This is a genomic window from Paenibacillus zeisoli (assembly GCF_003994465.1).
In the GTDB taxonomy this organism is placed as follows: domain Bacteria; phylum Bacillota; class Bacilli; order Paenibacillales; family Paenibacillaceae; genus Fontibacillus; species Fontibacillus zeisoli.
In genome coordinates, this window is record NZ_RZNX01000001.1 from 783,946 (window position 1) to 808,081 (window position 24,136).

Annotated in this window: 25 protein-coding genes and 1 other annotated feature; of the genes, 2 read left to right on the plus strand and 23 right to left on the minus strand. The window is 46.7% G+C overall.

What is annotated here, in order from left to right; translation table 11 throughout:
• Positions 1-90: 90 nt before the first annotated feature.
• From EJP77_RS03695 to EJP77_RS03715, 5 genes are all read right to left on the minus strand, one after another.
• Complete coding sequence (locus tag EJP77_RS03695) at positions 91-336, minus strand: hypothetical protein (protein WP_127197798.1); 246 nt, start codon at positions 334-336, stop codon at positions 91-93.
• Positions 337-407: 71 nt separating this feature from the next.
• Complete coding sequence (locus EJP77_RS03700) at positions 408-1,061, minus strand: flagellar brake protein (RefSeq protein ID WP_185897178.1); 654 nt, start codon at positions 1,059-1,061, stop codon at positions 408-410.
• Positions 1,062-1,184: 123 nt separating this feature from the next.
• Positions 1,185-2,546: a germination protein YpeB gene (ypeB, locus tag EJP77_RS03705; RefSeq protein WP_127197800.1), complete on the minus strand. Its 1,362-nt coding sequence runs from the start codon at positions 2,544-2,546 to the stop codon at positions 1,185-1,187.
• A 313-nt stretch (positions 2,547-2,859) separates the two neighbouring features.
• Positions 2,860-3,549 (minus strand): glutamic-type intramembrane protease PrsW, encoded by a 690-nt coding sequence (gene prsW, locus EJP77_RS03710; protein ID WP_127197801.1) that lies wholly within the window; start codon positions 3,547-3,549, stop codon positions 2,860-2,862.
• Positions 3,550-3,649: 100 nt separating this feature from the next.
• Positions 3,650-4,264, minus strand: coding sequence for a genetic competence negative regulator (locus EJP77_RS03715; protein ID WP_127197802.1), 615 nt, complete (start codon positions 4,262-4,264; stop codon positions 3,650-3,652).
• Between the two features lie 710 nt (positions 4,265-4,974).
• Between EJP77_RS03715 and EJP77_RS03720 the strand changes: the two genes are divergently transcribed.
• Positions 4,975-5,880 carry a polysaccharide deacetylase family protein gene (locus EJP77_RS03720; protein WP_246021660.1) on the plus strand — a complete coding sequence of 302 codons (906 nt, stop codon included), beginning with the start codon at positions 4,975-4,977 and terminating at the stop codon, positions 5,878-5,880.
• A gap of 92 nt (positions 5,881-5,972) precedes the next feature.
• Here the strand turns inward: EJP77_RS03720 and EJP77_RS03725 are convergent, their stop codons facing one another.
• Together EJP77_RS03725 and EJP77_RS03730 are read right to left on the minus strand one after the other, a co-directional pair.
• Positions 5,973-6,356, minus strand: coding sequence for a hypothetical protein (locus EJP77_RS03725; RefSeq protein ID WP_127197804.1), 384 nt, complete (start codon positions 6,354-6,356; stop codon positions 5,973-5,975).
• On the minus strand, positions 6,353-6,946 hold the full coding sequence (locus EJP77_RS03730; RefSeq protein ID WP_127197805.1) for a CPBP family intramembrane glutamic endopeptidase: 594 nt from the start codon (positions 6,944-6,946) through the stop codon (positions 6,353-6,355). Before EJP77_RS03730 ends, EJP77_RS03725 begins: the two co-directional genes overlap by 4 nt.
• A gap of 139 nt (positions 6,947-7,085) precedes the next feature.
• Positions 7,086-7,314, plus strand: a binding site (T-box leader).
• Positions 7,315-7,497: 183 nt separating this feature from the next.
• On the opposite strand from EJP77_RS03730, the gene serA reads away from it, so the two are divergent.
• On the plus strand, positions 7,498-9,090 hold the full coding sequence (serA, locus tag EJP77_RS03735; protein ID WP_127197806.1) for a phosphoglycerate dehydrogenase: 1,593 nt from the start codon (positions 7,498-7,500) through the stop codon (positions 9,088-9,090).
• Between the two features lie 144 nt (positions 9,091-9,234).
• Here the strand turns inward: serA and EJP77_RS03740 are convergent, their stop codons facing one another.
• The 16 genes from EJP77_RS03740 to ribE all read right to left on the minus strand — a co-directional run bounded on the left by EJP77_RS03740 (position 9,235) and on the right by ribE (position 24,064).
• Entirely contained in the window at positions 9,235-10,686 is a 1,452-nt protein-coding gene (locus EJP77_RS03740) for an ATP-binding protein (protein WP_246021662.1), read from the minus strand.
• Complete coding sequence (locus EJP77_RS03745; RefSeq protein WP_127197807.1) at positions 10,687-11,403, minus strand: response regulator transcription factor; 717 nt, start codon at positions 11,401-11,403, stop codon at positions 10,687-10,689.
• Between the two features lie 166 nt (positions 11,404-11,569).
• A complete protein-coding gene (ccsB, locus tag EJP77_RS03750; RefSeq protein ID WP_127197808.1) occupies positions 11,570-12,841 on the minus strand; it encodes a c-type cytochrome biogenesis protein CcsB in 1,272 nt (423 codons plus the stop codon).
• Entirely contained in the window at positions 12,838-14,511 is a 1,674-nt protein-coding gene (resB, locus tag EJP77_RS03755) for a cytochrome c biogenesis protein ResB (protein ID WP_127197809.1), read from the minus strand. Before resB ends, ccsB begins: the two co-directional genes overlap by 4 nt.
• A gap of 21 nt (positions 14,512-14,532) precedes the next feature.
• The gene (locus tag EJP77_RS03760) at positions 14,533-15,057 is read right to left on the minus strand and encodes a redoxin domain-containing protein (RefSeq protein WP_127197810.1); all 525 of its coding nucleotides are present in this window, start codon (positions 15,055-15,057) and stop codon (positions 14,533-14,535) included.
• Between the two features lie 182 nt (positions 15,058-15,239).
• Positions 15,240-15,986 carry a pseudouridine synthase gene (locus tag EJP77_RS03765; RefSeq protein ID WP_127197811.1) on the minus strand — a complete coding sequence of 249 codons (747 nt, stop codon included), beginning with the start codon at positions 15,984-15,986 and terminating at the stop codon, positions 15,240-15,242.
• A 179-nt stretch (positions 15,987-16,165) separates the two neighbouring features.
• Positions 16,166-16,654, minus strand: a complete 489-nt coding sequence (locus tag EJP77_RS03770; RefSeq protein WP_185897180.1) for a spore maturation protein — start codon at positions 16,652-16,654, stop codon at positions 16,166-16,168.
• Between the two features lie 51 nt (positions 16,655-16,705).
• Positions 16,706-17,350: a nucleoside recognition domain-containing protein gene (locus tag EJP77_RS03775; RefSeq protein ID WP_127197813.1), complete on the minus strand. Its 645-nt coding sequence runs from the start codon at positions 17,348-17,350 to the stop codon at positions 16,706-16,708.
• 37 nt (positions 17,351-17,387) lie between these two features.
• Positions 17,388-18,479, minus strand: a complete 1,092-nt coding sequence (locus tag EJP77_RS03780; protein WP_127197814.1) for a D-alanyl-D-alanine carboxypeptidase family protein — start codon at positions 18,477-18,479, stop codon at positions 17,388-17,390.
• Between the two features lie 141 nt (positions 18,480-18,620).
• Positions 18,621-19,157, minus strand: coding sequence for a GerW family sporulation protein (gene ytfJ / locus EJP77_RS03785; RefSeq protein ID WP_127197815.1), 537 nt, complete (start codon positions 19,155-19,157; stop codon positions 18,621-18,623).
• Entirely contained in the window at positions 19,130-19,813 is a 684-nt protein-coding gene (locus EJP77_RS03790) for a DUF2953 domain-containing protein (protein WP_127197816.1), read from the minus strand. Before EJP77_RS03790 ends, ytfJ begins: the two co-directional genes overlap by 28 nt.
• 142 nt (positions 19,814-19,955) lie before the next feature.
• Positions 19,956-20,561, minus strand: a complete 606-nt coding sequence (gene scpB / locus EJP77_RS03795; RefSeq protein WP_127197817.1) for an SMC-Scp complex subunit ScpB — start codon at positions 20,559-20,561, stop codon at positions 19,956-19,958.
• A complete protein-coding gene (locus EJP77_RS03800) occupies positions 20,530-21,321 on the minus strand; it encodes a segregation and condensation protein A (protein WP_127197818.1) in 792 nt (263 codons plus the stop codon). Before EJP77_RS03800 ends, scpB begins: the two co-directional genes overlap by 32 nt.
• A 68-nt stretch (positions 21,322-21,389) precedes the next feature.
• Positions 21,390-21,857 (minus strand): 6,7-dimethyl-8-ribityllumazine synthase, encoded by a 468-nt coding sequence (gene ribH, locus EJP77_RS03805; RefSeq protein WP_127197819.1) that lies wholly within the window; start codon positions 21,855-21,857, stop codon positions 21,390-21,392.
• Between the two features lie 46 nt (positions 21,858-21,903).
• Positions 21,904-23,142 (minus strand): bifunctional 3,4-dihydroxy-2-butanone-4-phosphate synthase/GTP cyclohydrolase II, encoded by a 1,239-nt coding sequence (locus tag EJP77_RS03810; protein ID WP_127197820.1) that lies wholly within the window; start codon positions 23,140-23,142, stop codon positions 21,904-21,906.
• 250 nt (positions 23,143-23,392) lie between these two features.
• Positions 23,393-24,064, minus strand: a complete 672-nt coding sequence (ribE, locus tag EJP77_RS03815) for a riboflavin synthase (RefSeq protein ID WP_127197821.1) — start codon at positions 24,062-24,064, stop codon at positions 23,393-23,395.
• Between the last annotated feature and the right edge of the window lie 72 nt (positions 24,065-24,136).

The window sequence follows — 24,136 nt, forward strand, 5'->3', positions numbered from 1 at the left end:
TTCCTCCTCAAACAATGGCCTCAATAAAAAAGCAGGCATTGCCTGCGACGTGAAAATTATACCACACAACATAGGGTGATGCAAAAGCGTTCACTTATCGGTAAATTTTTCAAGCAGCACTTGCAAGGGCGGCAGTGGCTTGCCTTCAAAGTGTTCGGCAGACGATAGGAACAACCTGATTGTAGGTACCTTTAGCAAAGTCTGAAATAGAAAAAGGCCAATCAGCAGAGCGATCAGCAGCTTAATGAATACCTTATGAACCTTATTGCTAAAATTCAGAAATAACCCTTCATATCTATGTACGGGCAACAATTCCTTAATGTCTTCTTGTTCCATAAGCACGCTCATCTCCTAGGGATTTATGCTTACCGTTCCCGGAAATAAGAAATTTGATCCACTATACATAATCACCGATTGCGAAAATCAAATTGGCGTTCAAAGCAGTATCTAATCAGCTTCTGGCGCTCCATATCGGAAATGCTTTCAAACTTCATCATAACTAGACTTCTGCCTGTCTCAAGTTTCTTAGTGCGGACAATCTCAGCTTCAATAGGCACATGTTCAATTGACCCATTCTTATAAGGAAGAAGGACCCAGCAGTGCAGGATATCACCCTCAAGTAGGCTGTATTGGGGTTCGCAGTAGAATGAGAAGCCTCCCCCACCTATATCTTCAGTCCGAGCTACAAAACGAATGTTATTCGGAGTCTTAACAGCTACCTCAAGATCGGCAGTCACCCGGAGGAAATTACGGCGCTGAATTCTTGTAATCGATTCCGGATCAGGCTTGCGAATCCGAACCAGCTTGATATTGTCACTGACAAATCCAAGCACATAAGTGTTGAAATAATTTTTGACACCTTCATCAGTCAGAAAATATACCGATAGTTCATCCCCCATATAAAGCTTCTTCATCCCGCCACCATCAACAGGAATCGGCACCTCTATTAGGAAGGAATCCTCCTCCATTTCGGAGATGCGTGACTTGTACTCAATTTTCTCTTCCTTTTCTATTTCTGAGGCAACCTGGATATATACAAGATCATTGATTTTCGGAAGCAACCTCTTCACCCGCCCACCTGAATTTTTGTCTATTTGACATTATAGCATGGTGACCGGGAGCGTGAAGGATAACTTCACAAAAAAAAGCATCCTACCCAACAAGGAAGAATGCCTTTTCATACTTTATTTGAGCGAAGCACCTTTACGTCCAGATCGAATTTCCTCTACAGCTTCTTCAGCGCCTGTATTTCCATTGATGAAAATTCTATACTGTGAACCATTGATCCGGCCGCCAAACTCATACGTTACCACACGTTCGGACTGTTCATTCTCGATAAGAGCCTTGCGGTGATACGTCTCTTTGAGATCCGAATTCAAATACTCACGCGCTTTAGCTAAAGTTAACTTAGGCTGTGAGACTTTTGGCGTATTCTCATGCTCGTATACATAATCACTGGATTGGAGACCAATGACCTGGCCGTTATCCAGCGCAACGCGCACGGACAATTTCTCCGGATATATCAATATATCATCATGCTTGGTTACATAGGTCAGGTTAGCTATGTTATCCGAAGGATCGTAGACAATAGCCTGCATGTTCTTATAACCTTTACTCTCCAGGAAATGAGCTGCACTGCGGTGAGCTTCTTCATCCGAAATCGAGCGGGCTCCCACTTGGCGGGTGTAGTTATAAGCGATCACTTGTCCACCGTTCTTGGTAAAATCGATCGACAATCGGTCACCCTTTACTTTCCCTGGTACGGTAGCCGTAAAGGAAGACCATTCTGTCCCTTTTCCGTTCTCGCTAACCTGAACTTTAGTTGGATCGGTGTGGCCAGCAAAGTCAGCTGCTTTCTTTTTTATTTGCTCAACTGTAGTCGGAGCCCCGCTCAGCTTCTTAACTGAACGCTTGTTGTAAATGCTCAGTACGGAAGGACCCCAGTCCAGCTCGGGGTACTCACTAACCTTTTTGTCAACTGTTTTGAAACCGTCAATAATGGTATTATCCTGTGACCTATGTTCGCTGGCTAGAGCGGTCTCCACATCCATCCAGCGCAAATGGTTATTGATGACCTTCCCTTGAACCTTCTGGATTTCTGATGAAATCTCATTTGAGTTTTTGTAGAGCTCCTTAAGATTCTTAAGCTCCTTGTCCGTCAGAGGCTGCTTTGTGAGATCCCTGTTGGCGGTCTGGTAAGAGAACTTGGATATTTTGGACAGGAACTCTTCAGTCTTATTAAAGTGCAAAAGGGTGAGCGGGAGCTGGTTGATCTCGTTCTGCGCTTCACTGGTGATCCGCCATAAATTCATAAGCCCTTTGCGATGCATGGGTGTAGATGCGGAGTGAACGGCCAACGTATTACCAATCTCTCCATGCAGACGATCTACATGATAGGACAAATCATGAAAGGCCCGCTGATATTGATTCTCTGCCTTGATCAGGATTGAGTTTTTCTCCTGGTTCTCTTGATAGCCCCAGATGAGAGCCCCGATTAGCAAGATTGCACTTATGGGGAACAGAACAGCACTTAGTCTCTTGTACATACAAATTCACGAGCTCCTTTCTTCAATTAACTGCCATTAGTTTGACAAGAAGAAAGAAGCTTTATGCATGATTTCGGAAGACTTGGATTTCAGAGCGTTTCTTCCTGAATTTCGAAGAGTTCCTTGTTATCACAAACACACATTTTGAATCCTGTTTCAATGCGTCCACTTTCCTTTTTGCCCCTTAAAACGAACCGTTCCCCGCAATTTTTACATATAATTTTCACTTTAACGCGCATAACGAAAAAGCACCCTTTCTTAATGGGATGAATACATCGCCTTTTAAGATTAGGGTGCCCAACATTTACCTGTGTTAATCGCTGCCACCGGCTTCTGTAAGCCGGAAAGGAGATCGGTCATTAGCCCGATACATCTTGCCAATCCCACCAAACCAGAGAAAAGCCATCAATGGGATGATGTACCAGATCCAATATTGCGTAGTGTAATTAAGAATCCAGTCATAGACCCCATGCCAGAATACGGGGAGCAGTAAGGAGAAAATTAAGAACTTGTGACTTCTGCGCCCTTCTGAGAACTTAGCTCTGCCCAGGTAGTAACCCATAATAACCCCAAACATGGCATGTCCTGATACAGGAAGAAGAGCCCGTACTAGAAGCGTACCTACGGATGCCTGATGTGCAAGAGCAAAGATCACATTCTCAACCGTCGCAAATCCCAGAGATACCGCCGTAGCGTATACAATTCCGTCATAGGGTTCATCGAACTCCATATGATTATAGATCATATGATACAGTACGAACCATTTAATCAGTTCTTCAATCCCAGCAGATACAAGGAAAGATTCAACGAACGAATTATCACCAAGCCAATGAGTCATACCCCGCTGCAGAATCATGATCGGCAGAACGATCAGGAATCCAAGCAGGAATATCTTGATCACCATATGAAGGGGCTCGGCATCATATCTATCCTTCAAATAAAAATAGGTAAGCAGCGCGACCCCTGGAGCCACCGCTGCAGTTCCTATAGCAAACCAAAGCAACGGCTTCTCCTCCTTTTGCTGATCGCCGCCCTACCTAATGTAAGCGGCGGTTCCAATGTAACCGCCGCTTAAGGTGTATATCTGCAATCCTTAGTTAATCTTAAGATTGACGCTTGAAATGTTCACAGATCACCCGGACAGCATTCTCTGCCATCACAAGCTTACCGTATTCTTCTAGTACCGCAGGAGTTACTGATGTAGCTTCCCCATACTCGGCTAGAACTGCAATGAGTGCAGGATGTTTACCTTCGTCCAAGTCTTCCGGCTCTAAATGTAGAATCCATTTCCCTTTATAGTTAAATAATCTGCCGGCATCGGTTATCGTTGGCTGCAAAACATGAGCGGCTTCGATCAATGCTTCAAAATCACTAAATGCATATACAATGGCATCGCTAAGTTCGAGCGTGACTTCCATTTCGTAAATTTCTTCCGGCATTTCATCTTCATGCAATGAACCAAATTGATGATTCTCATATTTCCCCCGTGTCACAATGACGACCATTCCCTGAGCGGGAAGAGCGAACACTTCAACGGCAAGAGGTCCTGAGGCGTCAAAGCCTACTTCACTGTAAGCTTGATCCATCATCTCTGTGAACAGGTCATGGACTTTAGGAATTTCCTGCCACATGTCCTCTTTTTGAATGCCTCTCTCGCTAAGATCGTCAAAAGTGAGGAAAATCCGTATCTTATCCTGGCCCAGTCTTTCTATCTTCATACAGGATCCTCCTCTCCAAGCCGTGTTATCAACAGATTATGAAACCTGTTTTATATTGTGCTGGAAATGGTTCTATGTAAGTATGTTATCATTTATTTTCTTCAAATGCACGCAAATATAAGCATTGAACATAAGAAATTGAGCCTTAAATTTTGGTTAAATTCATGAATTGTTAGAATTTGGATTACACACCCTGATTCATTCCAGATATACAGACAAAAAAGAATCAGTTCCTACAAGCCCAGAAGGCAGCGGAAATGATTCTTTTTTGTTAAAGCCGTTTACAAACCAGGTATAACTGTGTTTGTTTCTTTCAAGATTTGCTCCACTTCACGGTGAAGACCGGGATTTCCTTTGATGATACTCTTGATTGTATTCAAGTTGGATTCCTTCGAATGATTCGAGCTGGTCGACGCAGAACTGGGAGACACCTGGCCCAAATGAGAGCCATAAGATGAAGGTGTAATTCCTGTGGAGGAACCTTCATTTTTTTGATTTGTGAGCCCAGCCAAGAATGGCGATCCAGATGAGCTTAACAAGTGAGTTTTTCTTTTTGAAAGCCAGACAGCTCCTGCCGCTCCAAGAATTAGACCTCCTATAAATGAGGAAGAATTCACGTTAAACACCTCCTTGTATGTTAGAATCGTATGTAGTGTTAGCCATTTGTCGTCAACTCATGCGGGTGTAATGCAGAAAGCGAGATGATATCTTTGTTGAACAAAAAACTTCTAGTCATTGCGGCTACGTGCATGATTTTAAGCGCATGCAGTCAAAAAGCGGATCAGCTTCCAACTGATTCGAATACAAAAGCCAGCAGTCCTGCCCAATCAAAGTCCCAACAAGCAACGGAAGCCCCCTCTGCCACAGAACCACAGACAGATAACAAGTCAGTCAGCACCAAAGGGACTAATGAACCATCAGCGGAATCGAAAGAACAGACAAAGGCTGTTCCAGAAATCAAATATCATATGAACAAAGTCTATAACATTGTCCCAAATGAAGAAGGTACCGAGAAGAAAGTCGTTCTTCTGACCTTTGACGACGGACCTAAGAACAAAGAATGGATTAATGGAATTATTGATGTGCTAGACAAGCATAAAGCCAAGGCCATCTTCTTCGTCAATGGATATCGAATTAAAGAAAATCCCGAACTGCTTAAGCTAATTCACGACCGGGGACAGCCGATTGGCAACCATAGCTGGGATCATATTTCTCTGAAATCGCAGCCCCTTCCCAAGGTGAAACAGCAAATTGAGGATGTTCAAAAGATCGTCAAAGAGCTAACCGGTGAAACTCCCGTATTCTTCCGTCCTCCATTTGGTGAAGGGGGCGATGTTGGGCGCAAAGTTGCCAAGGACAACAAACTTCTCTATATGACGTGGTCCAACGGTTCACTTGACTGGACACTAAAGACCAAAGATAAGAGCAGCAATCCAGATAAGGTAGTTAAAAATGTGCTCGAGCAGCTTCATCCCGGTGCGAACATTCTTATGCACGAGCTTCCCTGGACGGTTGAAGCTTTGGACACGTTATTAACCAAGCTGGAGGACAAGGGCTACAGTTTTGTCGATCCGGCAAGCATCTCCACAGAGCCTGTGACTGATTCAAACAAGTAAATTTGTTATTAAAAAGGGCATCCCTCTAAGCCGAGCTGTTGGCCGATGGGATACCCTTTTTTTGCGCAAAATATATGTGGTTGCTGCTCTATCTAATGCTGCTTCCCCCAGGTGGATTGCTGCATGCCCCAAAAGAATAATAAAACCATAAGTGCAATAAATATAAATAGCAGAGAATTGTAGAACCATTTGGTCCATTTAATCCTGTGAGACGGATACACTTCTCTTCGGGAAGGCATATCTAAAGCTGATATTTCCTCCTGAGCTACCATCTCGGCCGAGGTTATCTCCGGGCCAGATCCTGTCTCTGCCGAGGCAGCCACTCTTTCTCTACCCGTCTGCTGCCGGTGCACTTCACTTCTTCTCAGCCTGATCTGAGCTTCACTTCTTCCTAACTGTATCTCATCTTCCCGAACCGCTTCCCTATCATGCTGCTTACGGCTGTACCGCTCCATTCTGCTCAAGCGCTCGTTCATCTTTCCCTCCGAAATCGAATGATCAAACCGGACACCAGGTCAATGATGAAATGACACAAAATAGGTGCCCACAACGTTCCTGAATGAATGTAAATGTAACCCAGTCCGTAGCTGCTCAAGAACACCCAGCCCGTCGGAATCCAGTGTTTCAAATACCTGATATGAATAATAGCAAATATAATGCTTGTCCAGTAGGGGCCAAAGGCATGCTGAATAGCTCCGCGAAAAAGAAGTTCTTCGCATATGGCAACAAAACCAGCGATAACGATAATGTGCCACACAGGCCTCGTACGAAAGAGCATCTCATTGATGCCCCCATCATCCATGCTGTCCTCTGGTATAACCTTCGATAGAACAAGATCAATAACGAACATGACCCCTGCTAGCCCTGCCCCCCAATAAATAAACCCGGGACCATTCGGGAAGGTCAGCAAATTCACGAGGCTTTGTTTCTGGAAGAATAAAATAATGAGACCCATAATTAAGGCCAGACCCTGGGTAATATACAAATTAATTAATAGAAGCCGTTCATTAAGCTGCCCCGGCTCGATAGGCTCAATCTTGACTTTGCCAATCTTAAATTTTTTCATTAAGGTGTCTGTCCTTTTAAGTATAATATAAAAATCATAACTAAATTCGGCCGCAGATTCAAGGAGAGTGTATGGAGATGGCATTTCGACTATTGACACCCTTCCTGAGGCTGTGATACATTATGAAAAAATTAGTTCGCCAAACACGTTGAAGGAAAGAAGTCGCTTTGATGCTTACAGAGAGCCGGTGGTTGCTGGAAACCGGCAGCTGAGATGCGTACTTTAGCACTCCTGAGTTATTACGCTGAAACTTAAGTAGGTGTAATCGGATTAACTCCGTTATCATTTTGTCTGTCCAGACAACTGAGGCTGTTCCTGTAAAGGCGCAGTGAATTAGGGTGGTACCACGATCAACTCTCGTCCCTTACTACGGTAGTAGTATGCGGGTCGAGGGTTTTTTATTTATATTTTCCCTTTGGTGCGTTGCTGCTATAATGGAGTAAAGAGCGTATTTTAAGGATTTCGTCATATTGGCGGGCCTTTTAATTAATAAAGTCGGATATAGTTCAATCTATATTACGCATTTAATTTCTTGGAGGAGGAAATCAAACATGTATAAGGTGTTAGTATCGGATCCGATCAGTGATCTGGGAATCCAACAGCTCGTTGATGCAGAAGATGTCGTAGTAGAGAAAAAGACAGGGCTTAGTGAGGAAGAGTTAATCCGCATTATTCCCGAATACGACGCGCTTCTTGTTCGCAGCCAAACTACAGTAACAGAGAAAATTATGGCCGCTGGCGAGCGTCTTAAAGTAGTTGGCCGTGCCGGAGTTGGTGTAGACAACATTAATCTAGAAGCAGCTACCCAGCGCGGAATTATTGTCATTAATGCTCCAGACGGCAACACAATCACGACTTGTGAGCACGCTTTTGCGATGATGATGGCCCTTGCAAGACACATTCCTCAAGCCTATGCCAAAACTATCAGCGGAACATGGGATCGCAAATCCTTCCTCGGCGTCGAGCTCCGCAACAAAACCCTGGGAGTTCTAGGTATGGGACGTATCGGTAGTGAAGTTGCCAAGCGCGCCAAAGCTTTTGGTATGGACATTCTGGGCTTTGACCCATTCCTTACTGAAGAACGTGCCGAGAAATTGGGCGTTAAACTTGCAAGTGTTGACGATATCGTTCGGAATGCAGACTTTATTACTGTGCATACTCCGCTTACTCCGGAAACACGCGGTATTATCTCCACTGCACAATTTGCAGTAATGAAAAAAGGCATGCGTATCATCAACTGTGCCCGCGGCGGCGTTATTGATGAGAATGCTCTTGTGGAAGCTATTAATCAAGGCATCGTGGCTGGAGCCGCGTTCGACGTATTCGAGCATGAGCCGCCACAAGCTGATCACCCGTTCCTGAACAATCCAAAAATCATCGTTACCCCTCACTTGGGTGCTTCAACCATTGAAGCTCAAGAGAATGTAGCTATTGATGTATCTGAACAGGTTCTGCACATCCTGAGAGATGAACCTTTCAAGAACGCCGTGAACATGCCTCCTGTAGCGCCAAGCGTAATGAACAAGCTTCAGCCATACTTCGGACTGGGTGAGAAGCTGGGTACGATCGCAGCTCAAATTAACAATGAAGCTGTTAAAGAAATTGTGGTTAACTATGCGGGTGACTTGTCCGAAGTGGATACTCAGCCATTGACCCGCTACATTGTTAAAGGACTTCTATCCCGTCATTTCGGAAATGACGTGAACATCGTAAATTCCATGCATTTGGCAAAAGCTCGGGATATCAATGTGGTCGTATCCAAATCAACTGCAGCACAAGACTTCACCAACCTGATTAGTGTTACTCTCAAGCTGCAAAGTGGTGAAGAGCAGCGCGTTGCGGGTACTCTTCTATCCGGATACGGAGACCGTGTTGTACAAATCAACAAGTTCCCAGTCGATATTGAGCCAAAAGGCAATCTGATCTACATTTCCCATAATGACAAACCAGGCATTATCGGTAAAGTAGGTACTCTCCTTGGCAACAACGACGTGAACATCGCTGCCATGCAGGTTGGACGTAAAATTGTTGGCGGTGAAGCAATCATGGTTCTGACTGTCGATAAGGCCGTCTCGAAGGAAGTACTTGAAGAGTTGACCAAGCTTCCGGAAGTTAACGCAGCTCAGGAAATTGTTCTTTCTTAATAGCCGGTAAATATGATTAGCAAAAGAGCTGTCCTTCTCAGAAGGGCAGCTCTTTATTATGTCCGATTAATCACGCATTGTTCCACGATGAACAAGATTAATCTTGCGTATTCAACAAAAATCAATTTTATATCTCAGCGGGTGTCATTCAGACAGCAGTGTTTCGACAGGAAGAAGAAGCTTAAAGGTGGTACCCTGCCCCACTTCGCTGATGGCTGTAATCGTTCCACGATGAGCTTCGACGATATTTTTGACAATCGCAAGACCAAGCCCTGTCCCGCCGGACTCCTCACGAACTCTAGCTTTATCTGCTTTGTAGAACCGCTCAAAAATATAAGGCAGATCATCTGGCGGAATGCCTCCACCCTCATCCTTAATCTCCAGTCGAAGTTCCCTCTTACCGCGATGAATTACCTGCTCCGCCTTTATTTCGATTCTCTTACCACTCGGTGTATGCCTGAAGGCATTATCCAGGAGATTGGTCAGCACCTGCTCCAGACGATCCTCATTCGCTTCCTCTAAGATCAGGTTGTCCTGAAGGTCATGCAGAATCAGCTCAATCTCACGGTCTTTCGCACGTACACTGAATTTGCGGTACACCCGTTCAAGCAGTTCTCTTACATCAAGCGGACGCATCACCATATCCGTGTGGCCAGCCTCCATGCGAGCCAGATCGAGCAGGTCCTTGACCAGCCTCCCCATACGAAGGGACTCATCATGAATCACCTGTACAAGCTCTTCACTTTCCTCCGGAGATGCCGCCATCCCATCCAGCAGAGCCTCACTATAGCCCTGCATCATGGAGAGCGGTGTCCGTATCTCATGAGAGACATTAGCAACAAAGTCACGACGCATTTTCTCAAGCCGTACCTCTTCGGTCACATTGCGCAACACCGCAACCGCCCCCCTTATATCCCCATCCGAGGCCAGAGGAGCCATATGGACAGACCAGACACTCTGCTTGACGTGTACATTGGCGCTTTGGTCCCCCCCATCACTCAGCACTCTTGTGAACATCGGGAGCAGCGGCTTCGGTACATGGGATTGACCTGGATGTAGGGAAGCGGAGTGAGGCAGGCTGTCCTCGTCTTCTGTTAAGCTTCTCCAAGACTGCATAATCTCATCACCTGGTGGGTTGGTGAGGATAACAGATCCTTCGATATCCATGGTAATGACCGCATCGTTCATACTGCGAAGGACACTGGACAGATGTTCTTTCTCGTGATTCAAACTTCTAATCGTATTCTCTAGTTCTTCAGCCATATGGTTGAAGGAATTGGCAAGCTCACCAATCTCATCACTAGTACGAAGCGAGAGCCGGGTATCATACTTCCCCTTACGAACAGAATCGGCAGCCCGAATTAGCTGCTGCATGGGAAGTGTAATTTTGTTAAATAGAATCAGCGCAAAGAACGTAGTCATTGAGAACCCAATCACTGATACCAGCGTGAACAGCTTCTTAATGGCACCGGAATTTGTAAAGTTGGTATCAATGTAAGGAAGCAGGAATAGGCCCAGAATCATAAGGACACTACCGACTAGACAAATGATCGTAATCCACAGCTTACCTACGAGCGTCCTCCAGAATCTTTTCACTTATTTCGCCACCTCTAGCTTATAACCGACACCCCATACTGTAGTAATCATCCCTGCCGACTCTGGAGATACTTTGTTCAGCTTCTCTCGCAGCCTCTTCACATGGGTATCCACCGTACGAAGATCACCGAAGAATTCATAATTCCACACGTCCTTAAGAAGCTCTTCACGCGAGAATACCTTGTCCGGTGACACAGCCAGATAGTGCAGCAGTTCATATTCTTTTGGCGTTAGACTGACTTCATGCCCACTAGCCGTAACCCTGTGCGCGTCATGTTCAATAATCAGGTTAGGAAATACAATATTATTGCTTGTCCCACTCTCCTTGGACAAATACGCCGTAGCCGACGATCTGCGCAGAATGGCCTTTACTCTATAAATAACCTCACGCGGGCTGAAGGGCTTCACAACATAATCGTCGGCCCCTACCTCAAAGCCCTGCACTCGATTAATTTCTTCACCTTTTGCAGTCAGCATTAATACCGGTGTAGATTTGACCTGTCTGAGCCTATTGCAGACTTCTACGCCATCAATGCCTGGAAGCATCACGTCAAGCAGAATCAGACCATAATCGCCCGTGCTTGCCTTGCGCAGCGCCGTCTCTCCGTCTTCCGCCTCATCGATCTCGTAGCCTTCTTTCTCAAGGTACATTTTGAGCAGACGGCGAATGCGTTCCTCATCATCCACTACCAGAATGCGATTTAATTGATCTGACATCGACAACAACCCCTTTATCTTCTTACCTATTCTCTCCAAGAGCAAATACATAATTCGGTGTGTAAAATATGGAATGAACTAAAGACAGTATACCTCAAGTGAGGCTCCGGAAAGAAGCACTCAAGAATGAGTATATAATATCTTTAGTTCATTTTAGAAGAAAATCTTAATTTGTACCGGCATAGGAGTGCAGACCGGCAATAACCAGGTTCACCCCAACGAGTGTGAACATAATGACCAGGAAGCCCAGCACGGCAATCCAGGAGGCCTTTCGACCCTGGAACCCTCTGGATAGACGCAAGTGCAGATAAGCACTATAGTACAGCCAGCTTATAAGTGCCCAGACCTCCTTGGGATCCCATCCCCAGAATCGGCCCCAGGCCTGCTGCGCCCATATCATTGCAAAGACCAGTGCGCCCAGGGTGAAGATCGGGAAGCCGATCGCAATCGCACGATAACTGATTTCATCTAGATCGTCCGGGTCAAGTCCTTTTAGAAGCGGGGAGACAAGCTTCCCTAGTGGACGGCGGACCAACAGTCTTAACAGAAGATATATAATTGCGCCGCCAACTATGGACCATACTATCGTATTCAGCTTGCGACCAGCGGTTGCCCCTTCAACCCAGGAAGGAGCATGAAGCAGCGGCTGATCCAGCCCGGCAAAGCTCTGCATACTCTCAACCTTACTGTTATAAGGAGCCACGATAGGAGGAAGATTATACTCGACTTTGTCTTCCTTCGTCGTAGTCTGACCTGCCGTATCCGTGGTGATCTGTTGACTGGTGAATACAGCTTGATAACCCGATGCCCGGAAAGCAAAGACAGCGACGATGAAGCCGATAACCATGATGATGGAGAACATGGTGAACTCCACCCACCACTTTTGCCGGCGGTCCACCTTATCTTTGCCATCGAAATTAACTGTGCGCAGCAAATACATGAACGCTGCCGCAAAGCCGACAGCAAAGAATGATTCGCCCGTGGCAGCCAGCGTAACGTGGATATACAGCCAAATCGACTTCAATGAAGGTATCAGCGGCTGAACTTCAGCAGGAAATACGGCTGCATATGCCATAACGATAACTGCAATCGGCAAAGCGAACAAGCCGAGCAGTGTTTTGCGGTAAATCAGAAAGACGATCGTAAAAGCAACCATGATCATCATGGATAAAAATGACATAAATTCGTACATGTTGCTGACCGGAATCCGACCGGCTCCAGCCCAGCGGGTTCCAAAGTATAATAGATGCCCCAGCAAACCTACAGAGGAAATGAAGAACGAAATTCTTCCCCATTTGCGCTCATGTCTCACGGGATCCCGATTTCTCCAGCTTTTCCCGATTACAGCTACCGCAAAGGCAATAAAGGCTATGCAGTACAGAAAGAAGGAATACATAAAGGCCTGCTTGCTTATTTCTAATAAATCCTGCGTACTCATTCTTGGTTCCTCCCGTTATCCAGAGACTTCTCATCCACTTCCACACCCAGCGGCTTCAGGATCGACACCACTTCCCGGCGAAGGCCGAAGAAATTCTTCGTGGTATGTCCGCCTAAAGTAAGCTGTCCGTCATCGATTCGCAGCCATATCCGGCGGTGTGTCCAGTAGAACCCGAGCACAAGCCCGAGCATGACAATCGCAAGTCCAGTCCAGACGAACGGCATGGCTCGATCCATGCGAATGTTGAGGAAGCTTGTAGATTTAGCGAAGTCTACGTCGCTCATTGCCTTAACATCCAGATCCAGCTTCTTCTCAATCCCGCCAAGCTTCTCATTAATCAAATCCTGCTGGAAGCGCGCTTTGTCGATTTGTTTCGGAAAGTAAATGAACTGGGCGCCTTCCTTGGGAAGATCCGGACCCTTAACCAGGAACAGAAAAGCTGGTGCATTCGGATTAGGAGACTTGGATGTCGGCTCCCCATCATCATTCAGCATAAAGTCCATATACTTGTTTTTTAGCTCAAGGGTATAAGGCCCAAGTGTATAGCTCCGCTTCGGATTCATCATATCGAGCTTGAACTTCCCATATTCTTCTCCGGTCACTTTATTGACCAGCACAGGCTGAACGGAGCGAAGCTTAGGTGTTAGATCAAAGTCGTACTGATAGGCAACAAGGCCTTTGTAATCCAGCGGCTTGTTCACTTCAATATCATGACGAGCGACTTCCTTCAGCACCGGAGTTTTGGAAGGGTCCTCACAGCTCGAGGTACATTCATATAACACGGCCTTGGTCTGAAATAACTTCGGCAGCATCTTACCGGTGTTCTGGAACTCTTTAGGTAGTTCTTTCTCACTATAATAATTGACGGTAAATTGCTCGTTCTTCAGATAAAAGGTTGTTCCCGGAATCCGTTTGGCTTCGCCCTCAGGGAAGCTGACATATTCGTCCATATGAAGCCCTGGTAATCCTCGAAATAGAACAGCCAACAGGAATATGATCAGTCCGATATGAATGACATAGGGGCCCCAGCGGCTGAATCGCTGCTTCTCCGCAAGAAGAGCTGCACCTTCACTATGTACCCGGTAGCCTTTCTTCTTCAGTACCGGGGTTGCCCGCCGAATCCACTCTTCAGCTCTTTCCAGAATAGGACCTTGGTAGACCACCCGCTGGCGAGTTAGAAATTCCATATGCTTCTTAATCTTCTGTTTGGAAAGAGCTTTGTACAGCGGTAGAACGCGGTCCAGGCTGCATATCACAAGCGACGAACCGATCATTACAAGCAGCAGAATGAACCACCATGAATTATACGTATCTGCGAGTCCCAGACTATAATAGATTCCCCCAAGTGTACCGTAAGTCTTCTTATAGTACTCTTCGGGATTTTGCAGATTAATAAAAGTGCTGACCTGCGGAAATACGGTTCCAAGCATGGCTCCGAGTAGAGTAAGAATAATCAGATAGATGGCAACTTTGACAGAAGAGAAAAAGTTCCAGATCTGATCGATAAAATTCGGATTGGCGCGCTGGGATCGGCGGGCCGCCCCATCATAACGCATTTCAAGAACTTCGCCAGCCTCGCCAAGCTCAATCAGCGGCTTACCGCACGCCTCGCACAGTACGGTACCTACGCGATTCTGGTGTCCACACTCACATTTCGTGTTGCTTATCAATTAGATGTCCCTCCTGTCTAATCATGGCGCGACTAACTGCCCGATCTGGCTGTCCAGTGTATTCAGATCAAGCTCACCTTGATGAATGGAGGTGATATTACCTTTAGCGCTTACAAAAAAAGTCGTAGGAAGAGGCGAGATATTATAATCTCGTACAGCATCACTATTTGGATCAAGTAAAATCGGGAACGTCACCCCGCGGTCTTCCGCAAAATTCTGCACGGTCATCTCATCTTCTCCGGCATTAATCCCGAGCACTACGACCCCTTTATCCTTCCACTTCTCCGCCTGCTGCTGAAGAGCTGGCATTTCCTTAACGCATGGCTTACACCAGGAGCCCCAGAAATTAATTACCATGGCCTTGCCTTCATATTCCTTCAAATGATGAACACGGCCATCAATTCCGAGCAGTGAGAAAGAAGGCGCCTTATCGCCGACCTGCAATCTGTCGTGAGAGCCAAGCACAGCAGAGCCGATCGCATAGCCGCCCAATATCACGACGAGGAGGAGAATGACGATTTGCACCGGCCGCCTGTATTTCTTCATACCGAAGCAGCTTCCCTTCTATGGCAATATGATAAATACAGACTGAACTACCTCATCGCACCCGATAAAGATGTGAGATTAATCATAGTCCATTCTGTATTTATGGACATTCAGTGAATATCCTATGAATATTATAACGAATATCGCCACATTTTCAGCTTCGTTATTTGAAGATTATGTGTCTACTGACGTTTTCCCTGCTTGTCCGCTTTCTTGGCGCTCTTCTTGAGATCTTCAATCTCAGCAGGCGTTAGATGACGGTAAAGCCCCCGCTTCATGTTGCCGAGGTGCAGCTCACCGAATGAGATTCTCTTAAGCCGCTGAACCGGGTGATTAATCGCCTCGAACATCCGTCTTACCTGGCGATTTCTACCCTCATGAATGGTAATCCGAATGGTAGATTCCTTCTCATCCGCAGCAATGTCATAGTAATCCACTTCGGCGGGAGCCGTCATTCCGTCTTCAAGCATGACACCCTGCTTCAGCTTGTCCAGGTCCGTACCATGGGGAACTCCTTTTACGGTAGCCAAGTAGGTCTTAGGCACGTGATGCTTCGGATGGGTAAGCAGGTAGGCAAAATCCCCGTCATTGGTCAACAATAATAATCCTTCTGTATCATAATCAAGGCGTCCAACCGGAAATACGCGTTCATTCACGCCTTTTAAATAGTCGGTTACGATCTTGCGGCCCTTAGGGTCGGATGCGCTTGTAATAACACCTTTCGGTTTGTTGAACACAATATAAAGTTTCTTCTCAATTCCTATTCTCTTGCCATTTACAGTAATCTCGTCGACCGCGGGGTCGGCTTTTGTACCGAGCTCCGTTACCGTCTCTCCATTTAGCTGTACTTTTCCTGCAAGGATCATTTCCTCGCATTTCCTGCGTGAAGCTACACCCGCTTGGGCTAATATCTTCTGTAATCTTTCCATGTCTTATAAGTCACCTCATCCTAATGATACCCACTAAGGTATAAAATCACAATAGCCCTCCGAGAGAGGGCTGCGGCTGTGAAAGCTGAATATCAATTTTTAAACAACGTTAAATTAAATTTCTAAGGTAGAATCTCCATTAACACTTTTGCTTTGTACTTATTTGCATACCGCAATAACTACCCAAATACAATCAAACATATGGCAATTGCGGCTACAAATCCGATCACATCGGAGAACAAGCCTACCTTTAGAGCGTACATCCCATTCTTGACGCCGACTGCGCCAAAATAAACCGTCAGCACATAGAATGTGGTATCTGTACTGCCTTGTATTGTTGAAGCAATGCGTCCAATCATGGAATCGGCGCCATAAGTCTTGATCAGATCCGTTGTAAAAGCTAGCGAGCCTGTTCCTGTTAACGGCCGCAGAAATCCAAGCGGAAGAACCTCGGGCGGTGCCCCCAGCTTGGTCATCAGAGGAGCGATCCAACCTGTGAAGAAATCCATGGCGCCAGAAGCCCTGAACACGCTGATCGCTACCATCATACCGACAAGATGCGGAATAATCTCAATCGCCGTATTGAAACCGCTCTTCGCTCCGTCTACAAATGATTCATAGACAGGGACTTTGCGGATGAACGCAAACAGAGGAATGAAGGCAATCATGACCGGTACGGCCCAATTGGAGAATACATGGATCAAGGTTTGCAAGGCTCCTCACCTCTCCACGGTCAATGTGGCCGCGGCCGGATTTGCAGGCGGATTTACTGGCGGACGATGGCTTTTCACATACCTTCTGCGATACCAACGGTCTGCCATTATGGCCGCTAAAGTAGCGACAAATGTGGCCATGAGGGTCGTCCCTACAATTTCTGCGGGGTTCGCTGAACCGAAGCTAATCCGGATCGCAATCAAGGTTGTGGGAATTAGCGTAATACTTGCTGTATTTAGCGCGAGCAGCGTGCACATGGCTGGAGTTGCTTTGTCCTTGTCTGGATTCAACGTTTGCAGCTCTTGCATGGCCCGGATCCCCATTGGAGTTGCGGCGTTACCGAGTCCAAGCAGGTTAGCGCTCATGTTCGACAGAATGAAGCCCATTGCTGGGTGATTCTTCGGAACATCTGGGAACAAGAAGGAGACCACCGGTCCGAGCAGTCTGGATATGCCTTTAACCAGCCCTGAATCTTCGGCAAGCCTCATCATTCCTAACCAGAATACCATGATGCTAATCAGTCCGAAGCATACCGTTACTCCAGTCGTAGCTCCATCAAAAGCCGCTTCGGTCACAGCGCTGATATTCCCCTTAGCTGCGGCAAAAGCAAAGCCAATCAAAATAAAAGCCAGCCATATTTTGTTAACCATTTGAACTCCTCCCCCATGTTACATAGCCTGATCTGTTCTACCTATGACTCGCTGCAGTAGGATGGTTCTCTTGTGCAGCAGTGGTATAGATAGGCAGGGAACCGATAAGCTTATCCTCCAGCAGGATCTCCATCCGTGCACGCAGCTTGAAATCTGCCGGCTTCGGTGTGATCAGTTTGAGTTTTTTGACAATCCTCTGCTCTTCCCCGGTTCGCAGTGGATAGCTAAAGCTTGCACCTGTAACCCAGTCAGCATTCTGCACGGCAGGCTCTCCCTTCTCCACAATTCGCTTCAGCGGATAGGTACTGAATCCGTAATCAAGAAGCTTGGCATGATCATTCCAGTCATCCCCATCGTTAAGCGTGACCACAGCAAGCTGCTGACCGTTACGTGTTGCTGAACTAACAAGACACCGGCGGGCGATCTTGGTGTACCCTGTTTTGACGCCGTCAGCGCCGTCATAGAGCCGCAGCATCTTGTTTTTATTTGCCCATTTATACTCCCATGGATCATTGGGATTCGGGGCTGTCTTGACCTTCGTACGGACAATTTCCCTGAACACGGGATTGTGCAGAGCGTAGGCTGTCAGCTTGGCCAGATCACCCGCGGACGAATAGTGAGCCTTTGCATCAAGTCCGTGCGGATTGGCAAAGTGAGAGTGTGTCAGCCCAAGCTGCCGCGCCTTCTCGTTCATGAGATACACAAAACCTTCTTCTGAGCCGCCAACATGCTCAGCAATGGCCGAGGCTGCGTCATTACCAGAACGAAGCATAAGACCATAAAGCAGATTGCTTAACGTCATTTGTTCACCAAGCCTTAAGTACAGAGATGAACCTTCCTTGGCAAAAGCATTCTTTCCGACCTTCACCTTATCTTCCAGTCGGCCATGCTCGATCGCTACGATTGCAGTCATGATCTTGGTAAGACTCGCGATAGGCAGAATCTCTTCTCCCCTGGCACTGTAGAGCATCCTTCCTGAAGTCACATCAATCAAAGCCGCTGCCCTGGCATTCGTCTTCGGCCCAGTGGAAATGCTAAGGTTTTGAGCTCCCGCTTGCGATGGGAACATCGGGACCAGAAAAAGGAGCATGGAAATTGTAATCATGAATAGGGACTTGGGTGTATACATGTTGTATTCCTCCGAGTGGGATAAGCCCAAATACTTATACCATAGTATGCAAAAAGACCAGACAGTATGTCCCTTTTCCAGGACATGAAAATCCCTTCCGCTTTCTGCAGGAAGGGATTCATGGCAATTTCATTTAACGGCTTAGAGCAGTGATTGCCCGTGCTGCGTATTCGGAATATCATTTGCACTTATATTCATTTGCCCGGTAGGATACGCATTGGCCGGATTCACCATGCCGCCGCCCGCATGGGTGCCGCTTGTTCGTTGATTCTGGCTTGAACTCGAGTTAGGGAACAAGGATTGAATCTTATCAATGACATTAGGAACAGCGTCGATTAACTTCTCAACGACATGAGTCTGATTATCGAGAGGCACAACGTTGACACCCTGCTTGCCAACGACCAGGAACGCAATCGGGTTAATGGATACGCCGCCGCCGCTTCCGCCCCCGAACGGCTTAACCTTGCCATCGACAGCAGCTCCGGCTTTCTCGTGCCCATCTTCGATATTGAAATCACTACCTCCGGCTGCAAATCCAAAGCCAACGCGGCTGATTGGTAAAATCACACTTCCATCGGGAGTCTCTACCGGCTCACCTACTATCGTGTTTACATCAACCATTTCCTTAATGTTCTCAAGAGCGGTTTGCATCAGCCCTTGAATAGGATGTTCTGCCATTTCTTTGCTCCTCCTTTCACTTTTAACACTCGAACCATTAGCACCAGTCCAGCATACATAGCATATCCACAGCGAATTTCTGCTATACAGGTCATTTTGGTGGAAATATGAGCCTGACTGCCATATATTGGGATTACAAATAACTGTGGAGGAACCATCAGCTTCAGCTGGTAGGACAACCAGCCAAGGATGCTGTATTTCACCCCATATAAGGCTCCGGTTAACTGAGCCGTATGAACTGCATCCCTGAGGCCCAACTCAGTGGTCCAGTCCAGGTGCCTTACCCTAACCTGTCTCAGCGTCCGGCTTAACCACAGCTTCAAGTCATGTGTTGCGTCAAGCATCCTCTTCCAATTATCAACCCAGGAGTCCACCTTATCCTTGTCGATATTCGTTTGTTGCTCTTGGTGAAGATCCTTCATGACATGGCCTTCCTTTTTCTCCTTCACCTGCAGGCCTTGCTTGAAATCCTTGAATTTGAGCATAGGAATCTCATAGTGGTATCTAAATAACCCAAAAAGAGCTGAGACCTCAATTAATATGGTATCGTCCTTACCGAGCTTATTCACATTAAGGGTCAGCTTGATTCTGGAGATTAAAGCCGCGAAGATCAAGATCAGCAGCAGGAGCAGCAATCCTCCGAGCCAAATCCACACGTGCAACCCTCCATACTGATGACTGAAATAGAAACTTCGTATAGTATGGCACCAAGATTAGGAAATATTCGCTTAATGAGGAAAAAAAGAGCCACTCCATAAGGAGCGGCTGCAATTTTAACTGCGTCTCATATACTCAATTTTATTTGTCCACATCTTCAAATGTAAGCTGCTGTTGCTCCTCAAGCTTCTGGAAGAGAAGCTGAGTTTCTTCTTCGAGATTCTCCGTATTCTCGAATTGATCCATTTCCGGCAGGTCGACAAGACTTCCCAGCCCGAAATAATCAAGAAATGCCTTAGTTGTGCCGTAGAGGATTGGGCGTCCAATCGCCTCGGCTCTGCCGACCTCCTCAATTAAATCCTTGTTCACCAAAGTATGAATAGCCCTTTCCGACTTAACCCCGCGAATTTCCTCAATCTCAATTCGGGTAATAGGCTGCCGGTAAGCAATAATGGATAAGGTCTCGAGGGCCGCCTGGGATAACGATGAACGAGAAGGCGAGTAAGCCAGCTTCTCGAAGTAAGGGGCATGCTCAGGCAGTGTTGCCAGCTGATACCCGCCTGCTATCGATATAATCTGAAGTCCGCGCCCTGCTTTCTTGAATGACTTCTTCATATCTTTAAGCGCATCAACTATCACCTCACTGCGCTGATCCAGTACCTCTGCCAGCTGTTTTACCGTGAGTCCTTCATCACCAGCCAGAAACAGCAGGCCTTCAATAATCGATTTCATCTTCTGAAAATCCATTCTTGCTTCCTTCCCCTTTCCACTCCATCACAATATCATCGAACAGCTTGTTCTGATAACAGACAATCTGTTTCATTTTCATTAATTCAAGGACAGCCAGGAAAGTGACGACGATCTCGTGCCTATGCATCTCCTCGTGCAGCAGCTTCGAGAACAGGATCCGCCCGCCTTTACCTTGAAGCTCCAGCACTGACACCACTTCTCTGAGTCGATCTTTAACGGAGATCTCATCTCTCTGAATACGTGCCACTGTACTCCGCTTAACCGCCTTGCGAATAGCTTTTTGGAAGACGGCGATGAGATCAGCCGCATGCAGGCCTTTTACCGGGTTCTCAATGATCTCTGGCATAAAGGGCGACAAATCCTCAGGTTCCTTGGAGAAAATAAGGCTTCTCTCCCACTCCTTATCGTGCAGATGCTCGGCGATCCCTTTATACTTCCGGTATTCAATCAGCTTGCGAATCAGCTCGTCACGCGGATCTTCTTCTTCCTCATAATAATTATAATCCTCTTCTATCTCGATTACGGGCGGTTTGGGAAGCAGCTGCTTGCTCTTGATAGATAACAACGTGGCTGCCATGACAAGGAATTCGCTTGTGATTTCAAGCTCCAGTTCCTGCATGCTGTTCAAATAGGCTAAATATTGGTCTGTAATCTCACTTATGGATATTTGATGGATGTCGATCTCCGCTTTATCAATCAGATGCAGCAGCAGATCAAGCGGTCCTTCAAAAGTCTCCAGCTTGTATAGTACCGTCACGTATTGCTCCTCCGCCCGATAAAAATAAAAATGTAGTACCATTATAATGGTACTACACTAAATAAGCACTATTTTAATTGTTTCGTCAAGTTTGCCATTTCAATTGCTGCGGTCGCCGCATCCCAGCCTTTGTTCCCAGCCTTGGTACCTGCCCGTTCAATCGCCTGCTCAATGCTCTCTGTGGTAAGTACACCGAAGATAGTAGGTACACCGGTCTTCAAGCTGATGGCAGCAACGCCCTTGGCTACCTCATTACATACATAGTCATAATGGGAGGTTGACCCTCTGATGACCGTACCCAGTGTGATCACAGCGTCATACTTGCCGCTTTCTGCCAGCTTCTGGGCTGCAAATGGAATTTCGAAAGCGCCTGGCACCCATGCTACATCCACTTCCTCATCCTTAACTCCGTGACGCTTAAGCGCGTCCTGTGCTCCTCCAAGAAGCTTGCTTGTGATAAACTCGTTGAATCTTCCTACAACAATCGCATATTTAAGACCTTCCGATACCAAATTTCCTTCAAAAATGTTCCCCATGGTTAATCAACCCTTCTGGTTTTAGTTTGTGGTTTTAGTTTTTAGTTTAGTTCTCTGCGGATTCATTCTGTTCCAGATCATCGAATTTCAGAAGATGACCCAGCTTGGCCTGCTTGGTATGAAGATAATTGGTATTATCTTCATTCTCTTTCATTTGGATAGGCACACGTTCCACAACCTGCAGACCATACCCCTCAAGCCCTTTGATTTTGCGGGGATTGTTGGTCATCAGCTTGATCTGGCGCACCCCTAGGTCCTTGAGGATTTGAGCTCCAATTCCGTAATCCCGCAAATCAGCAGCAAATCCAAGCTTGATATTGGCATCGACCGTGTCGAGTCCTTCCTCCTGAAGCTTATAGGCTTTCAGCTTGTTGATCAGTCCAATGCCTCGCCCTTCTTGACGCATGTAGAGCAGAACTCCGTTGCCTGCCTCTTCAATCTGCCGAAGCGCGGCCTCAAATTGCGGACCACAGTCACAGCGATGCGAATGGAATACATCCCCGGTCAAGCACTCGGAGTGGACTCTTATCAATACCGGCTTACTGCTGTCAATTGTGCCTTTGACCAAGGCTACATGTTCTTTCTGGTCAACTTCATTGGAATAGGCAACCGCGCGGAACACACCATAGTCAGTCGGCATCCGCACTTCGACTTCCCGGTTAACCAGTCTTTCCTTCTCATTACGATAGTGAATTAGATCTTTAATGCTGATAAGCTTCAGGCCATGAGTCTTAGCGATCTGCATCAGATCGGGCAATCTGGCCATCGTTCCATCTTCCTTGATGACCTCGCAGATCACTCCAGCCGGATAAGCGCCCGACAGCACAGCCAGATCGACTGCGGCTTCCGTGTGACCTGCCCGGCGGAGTACTCCGCCTTTCTTGGCGATCAGCGGGAACATATGGCCCGGACGGCGGAAGTCAGACGACTTGGCATCCGGGTCCATCAGCCCCTGTATGGTGACCGAGCGTTCTTTTGCAGAGATCCCTGTTGTCGTATATTTATGGTCCACCGATACTGTGAAAGCTGTACCGTGAAAATCCGTATTTTGCGCGACCATCGGCTTTAAATCCAGCTCATCCGCCCGTTCCTGGGTAATCGGTACACATACCAGACCTCTGCCTTGGGTGATCATGAAATTAATCACTTCCGGCGTCGCCTTCTCAGCCAGCGCAATAAAGTCCCCTTCGTTCTCCCGGTCTTCATCGTCTACGACAATAATGACCTTCCCATCCTTCAGATCTTGAATGGCTTCTTCAACCAAATCCAGCTGGATATCACTCATAGTTATTCACTCCTTTGTGTATATAAAGTCACAGCTAAATTGTTCAAATTTGTGGGTAAAGGCGTAACTACGGGGAATGCTTGGACTTTCGGCCGCTATTGTCTCCAGATTTCTTGAATAATACAGTTAGTTCGGATGAAATCCGGAGACAAAGGCGATCGCTTTCGCTCCTACAGTTCCAAGCTTCCCCTCCGTTACGCCTTTCCTACATGTCATATTTTTAACTGCGTCTCATATAGAACGTCGTTTGTCAGGCAAAGCCGTTCTCAACGAGAAACTCCATCCCGATAGCCTGCTTTGGTGAGTTAGACTCAGCCCCCTCCGCTCTACCTCCAAAATTCAGCAGATGCTCTACGTATTTGCCAAGTACATCACATTCCAGATTAACCGTATCCCCTGTTCTCTTATGAGAAAGAGCTGTCTCCGCCAAGGTGTGGGGGATAATGGAGATACTGAACTTCTCACCCGAAGATCTAACCACCGTTAAACTGATTCCATCCACCGTAATGGAACCTTGGGGAATGATGTATTTGAATAAAGAGCGATGGGATGGCGTGATATCATACACCACCGCATTTTGATCTCTTGTCACTCCGGTTATTGTCCCTGTTCCGTCAACATGCCCCTGGACGATATGTCCGCCGAATCTACCGCCAGCTGCCATGGCCCGCTCCAGATTCACTTTGGCGCCAACCTTCAAATCATTCAGATTCGTATGCCGATAGGTCTCGGGCATCACGTCAACTGCAAAAGAATTCCCTTGGTTAGATACAGCTGTAAGACACACGCCATTGACCGCAATGCTGTCGCCAAGCTTGAGATCCTCCATAATGACTGAAGCCTGGATATCCAGCACCATCGCTTCGCCCTTACGCTGAACCGACTTAAGAGTTCCGACTTCCTCAACAAGTCCTGTGAACATGTCTGCACCTCCTAAGACACCCGTATGAAATGTTCTGCACAGTCATTTCACACTTTGCCTACTTCGATTTCA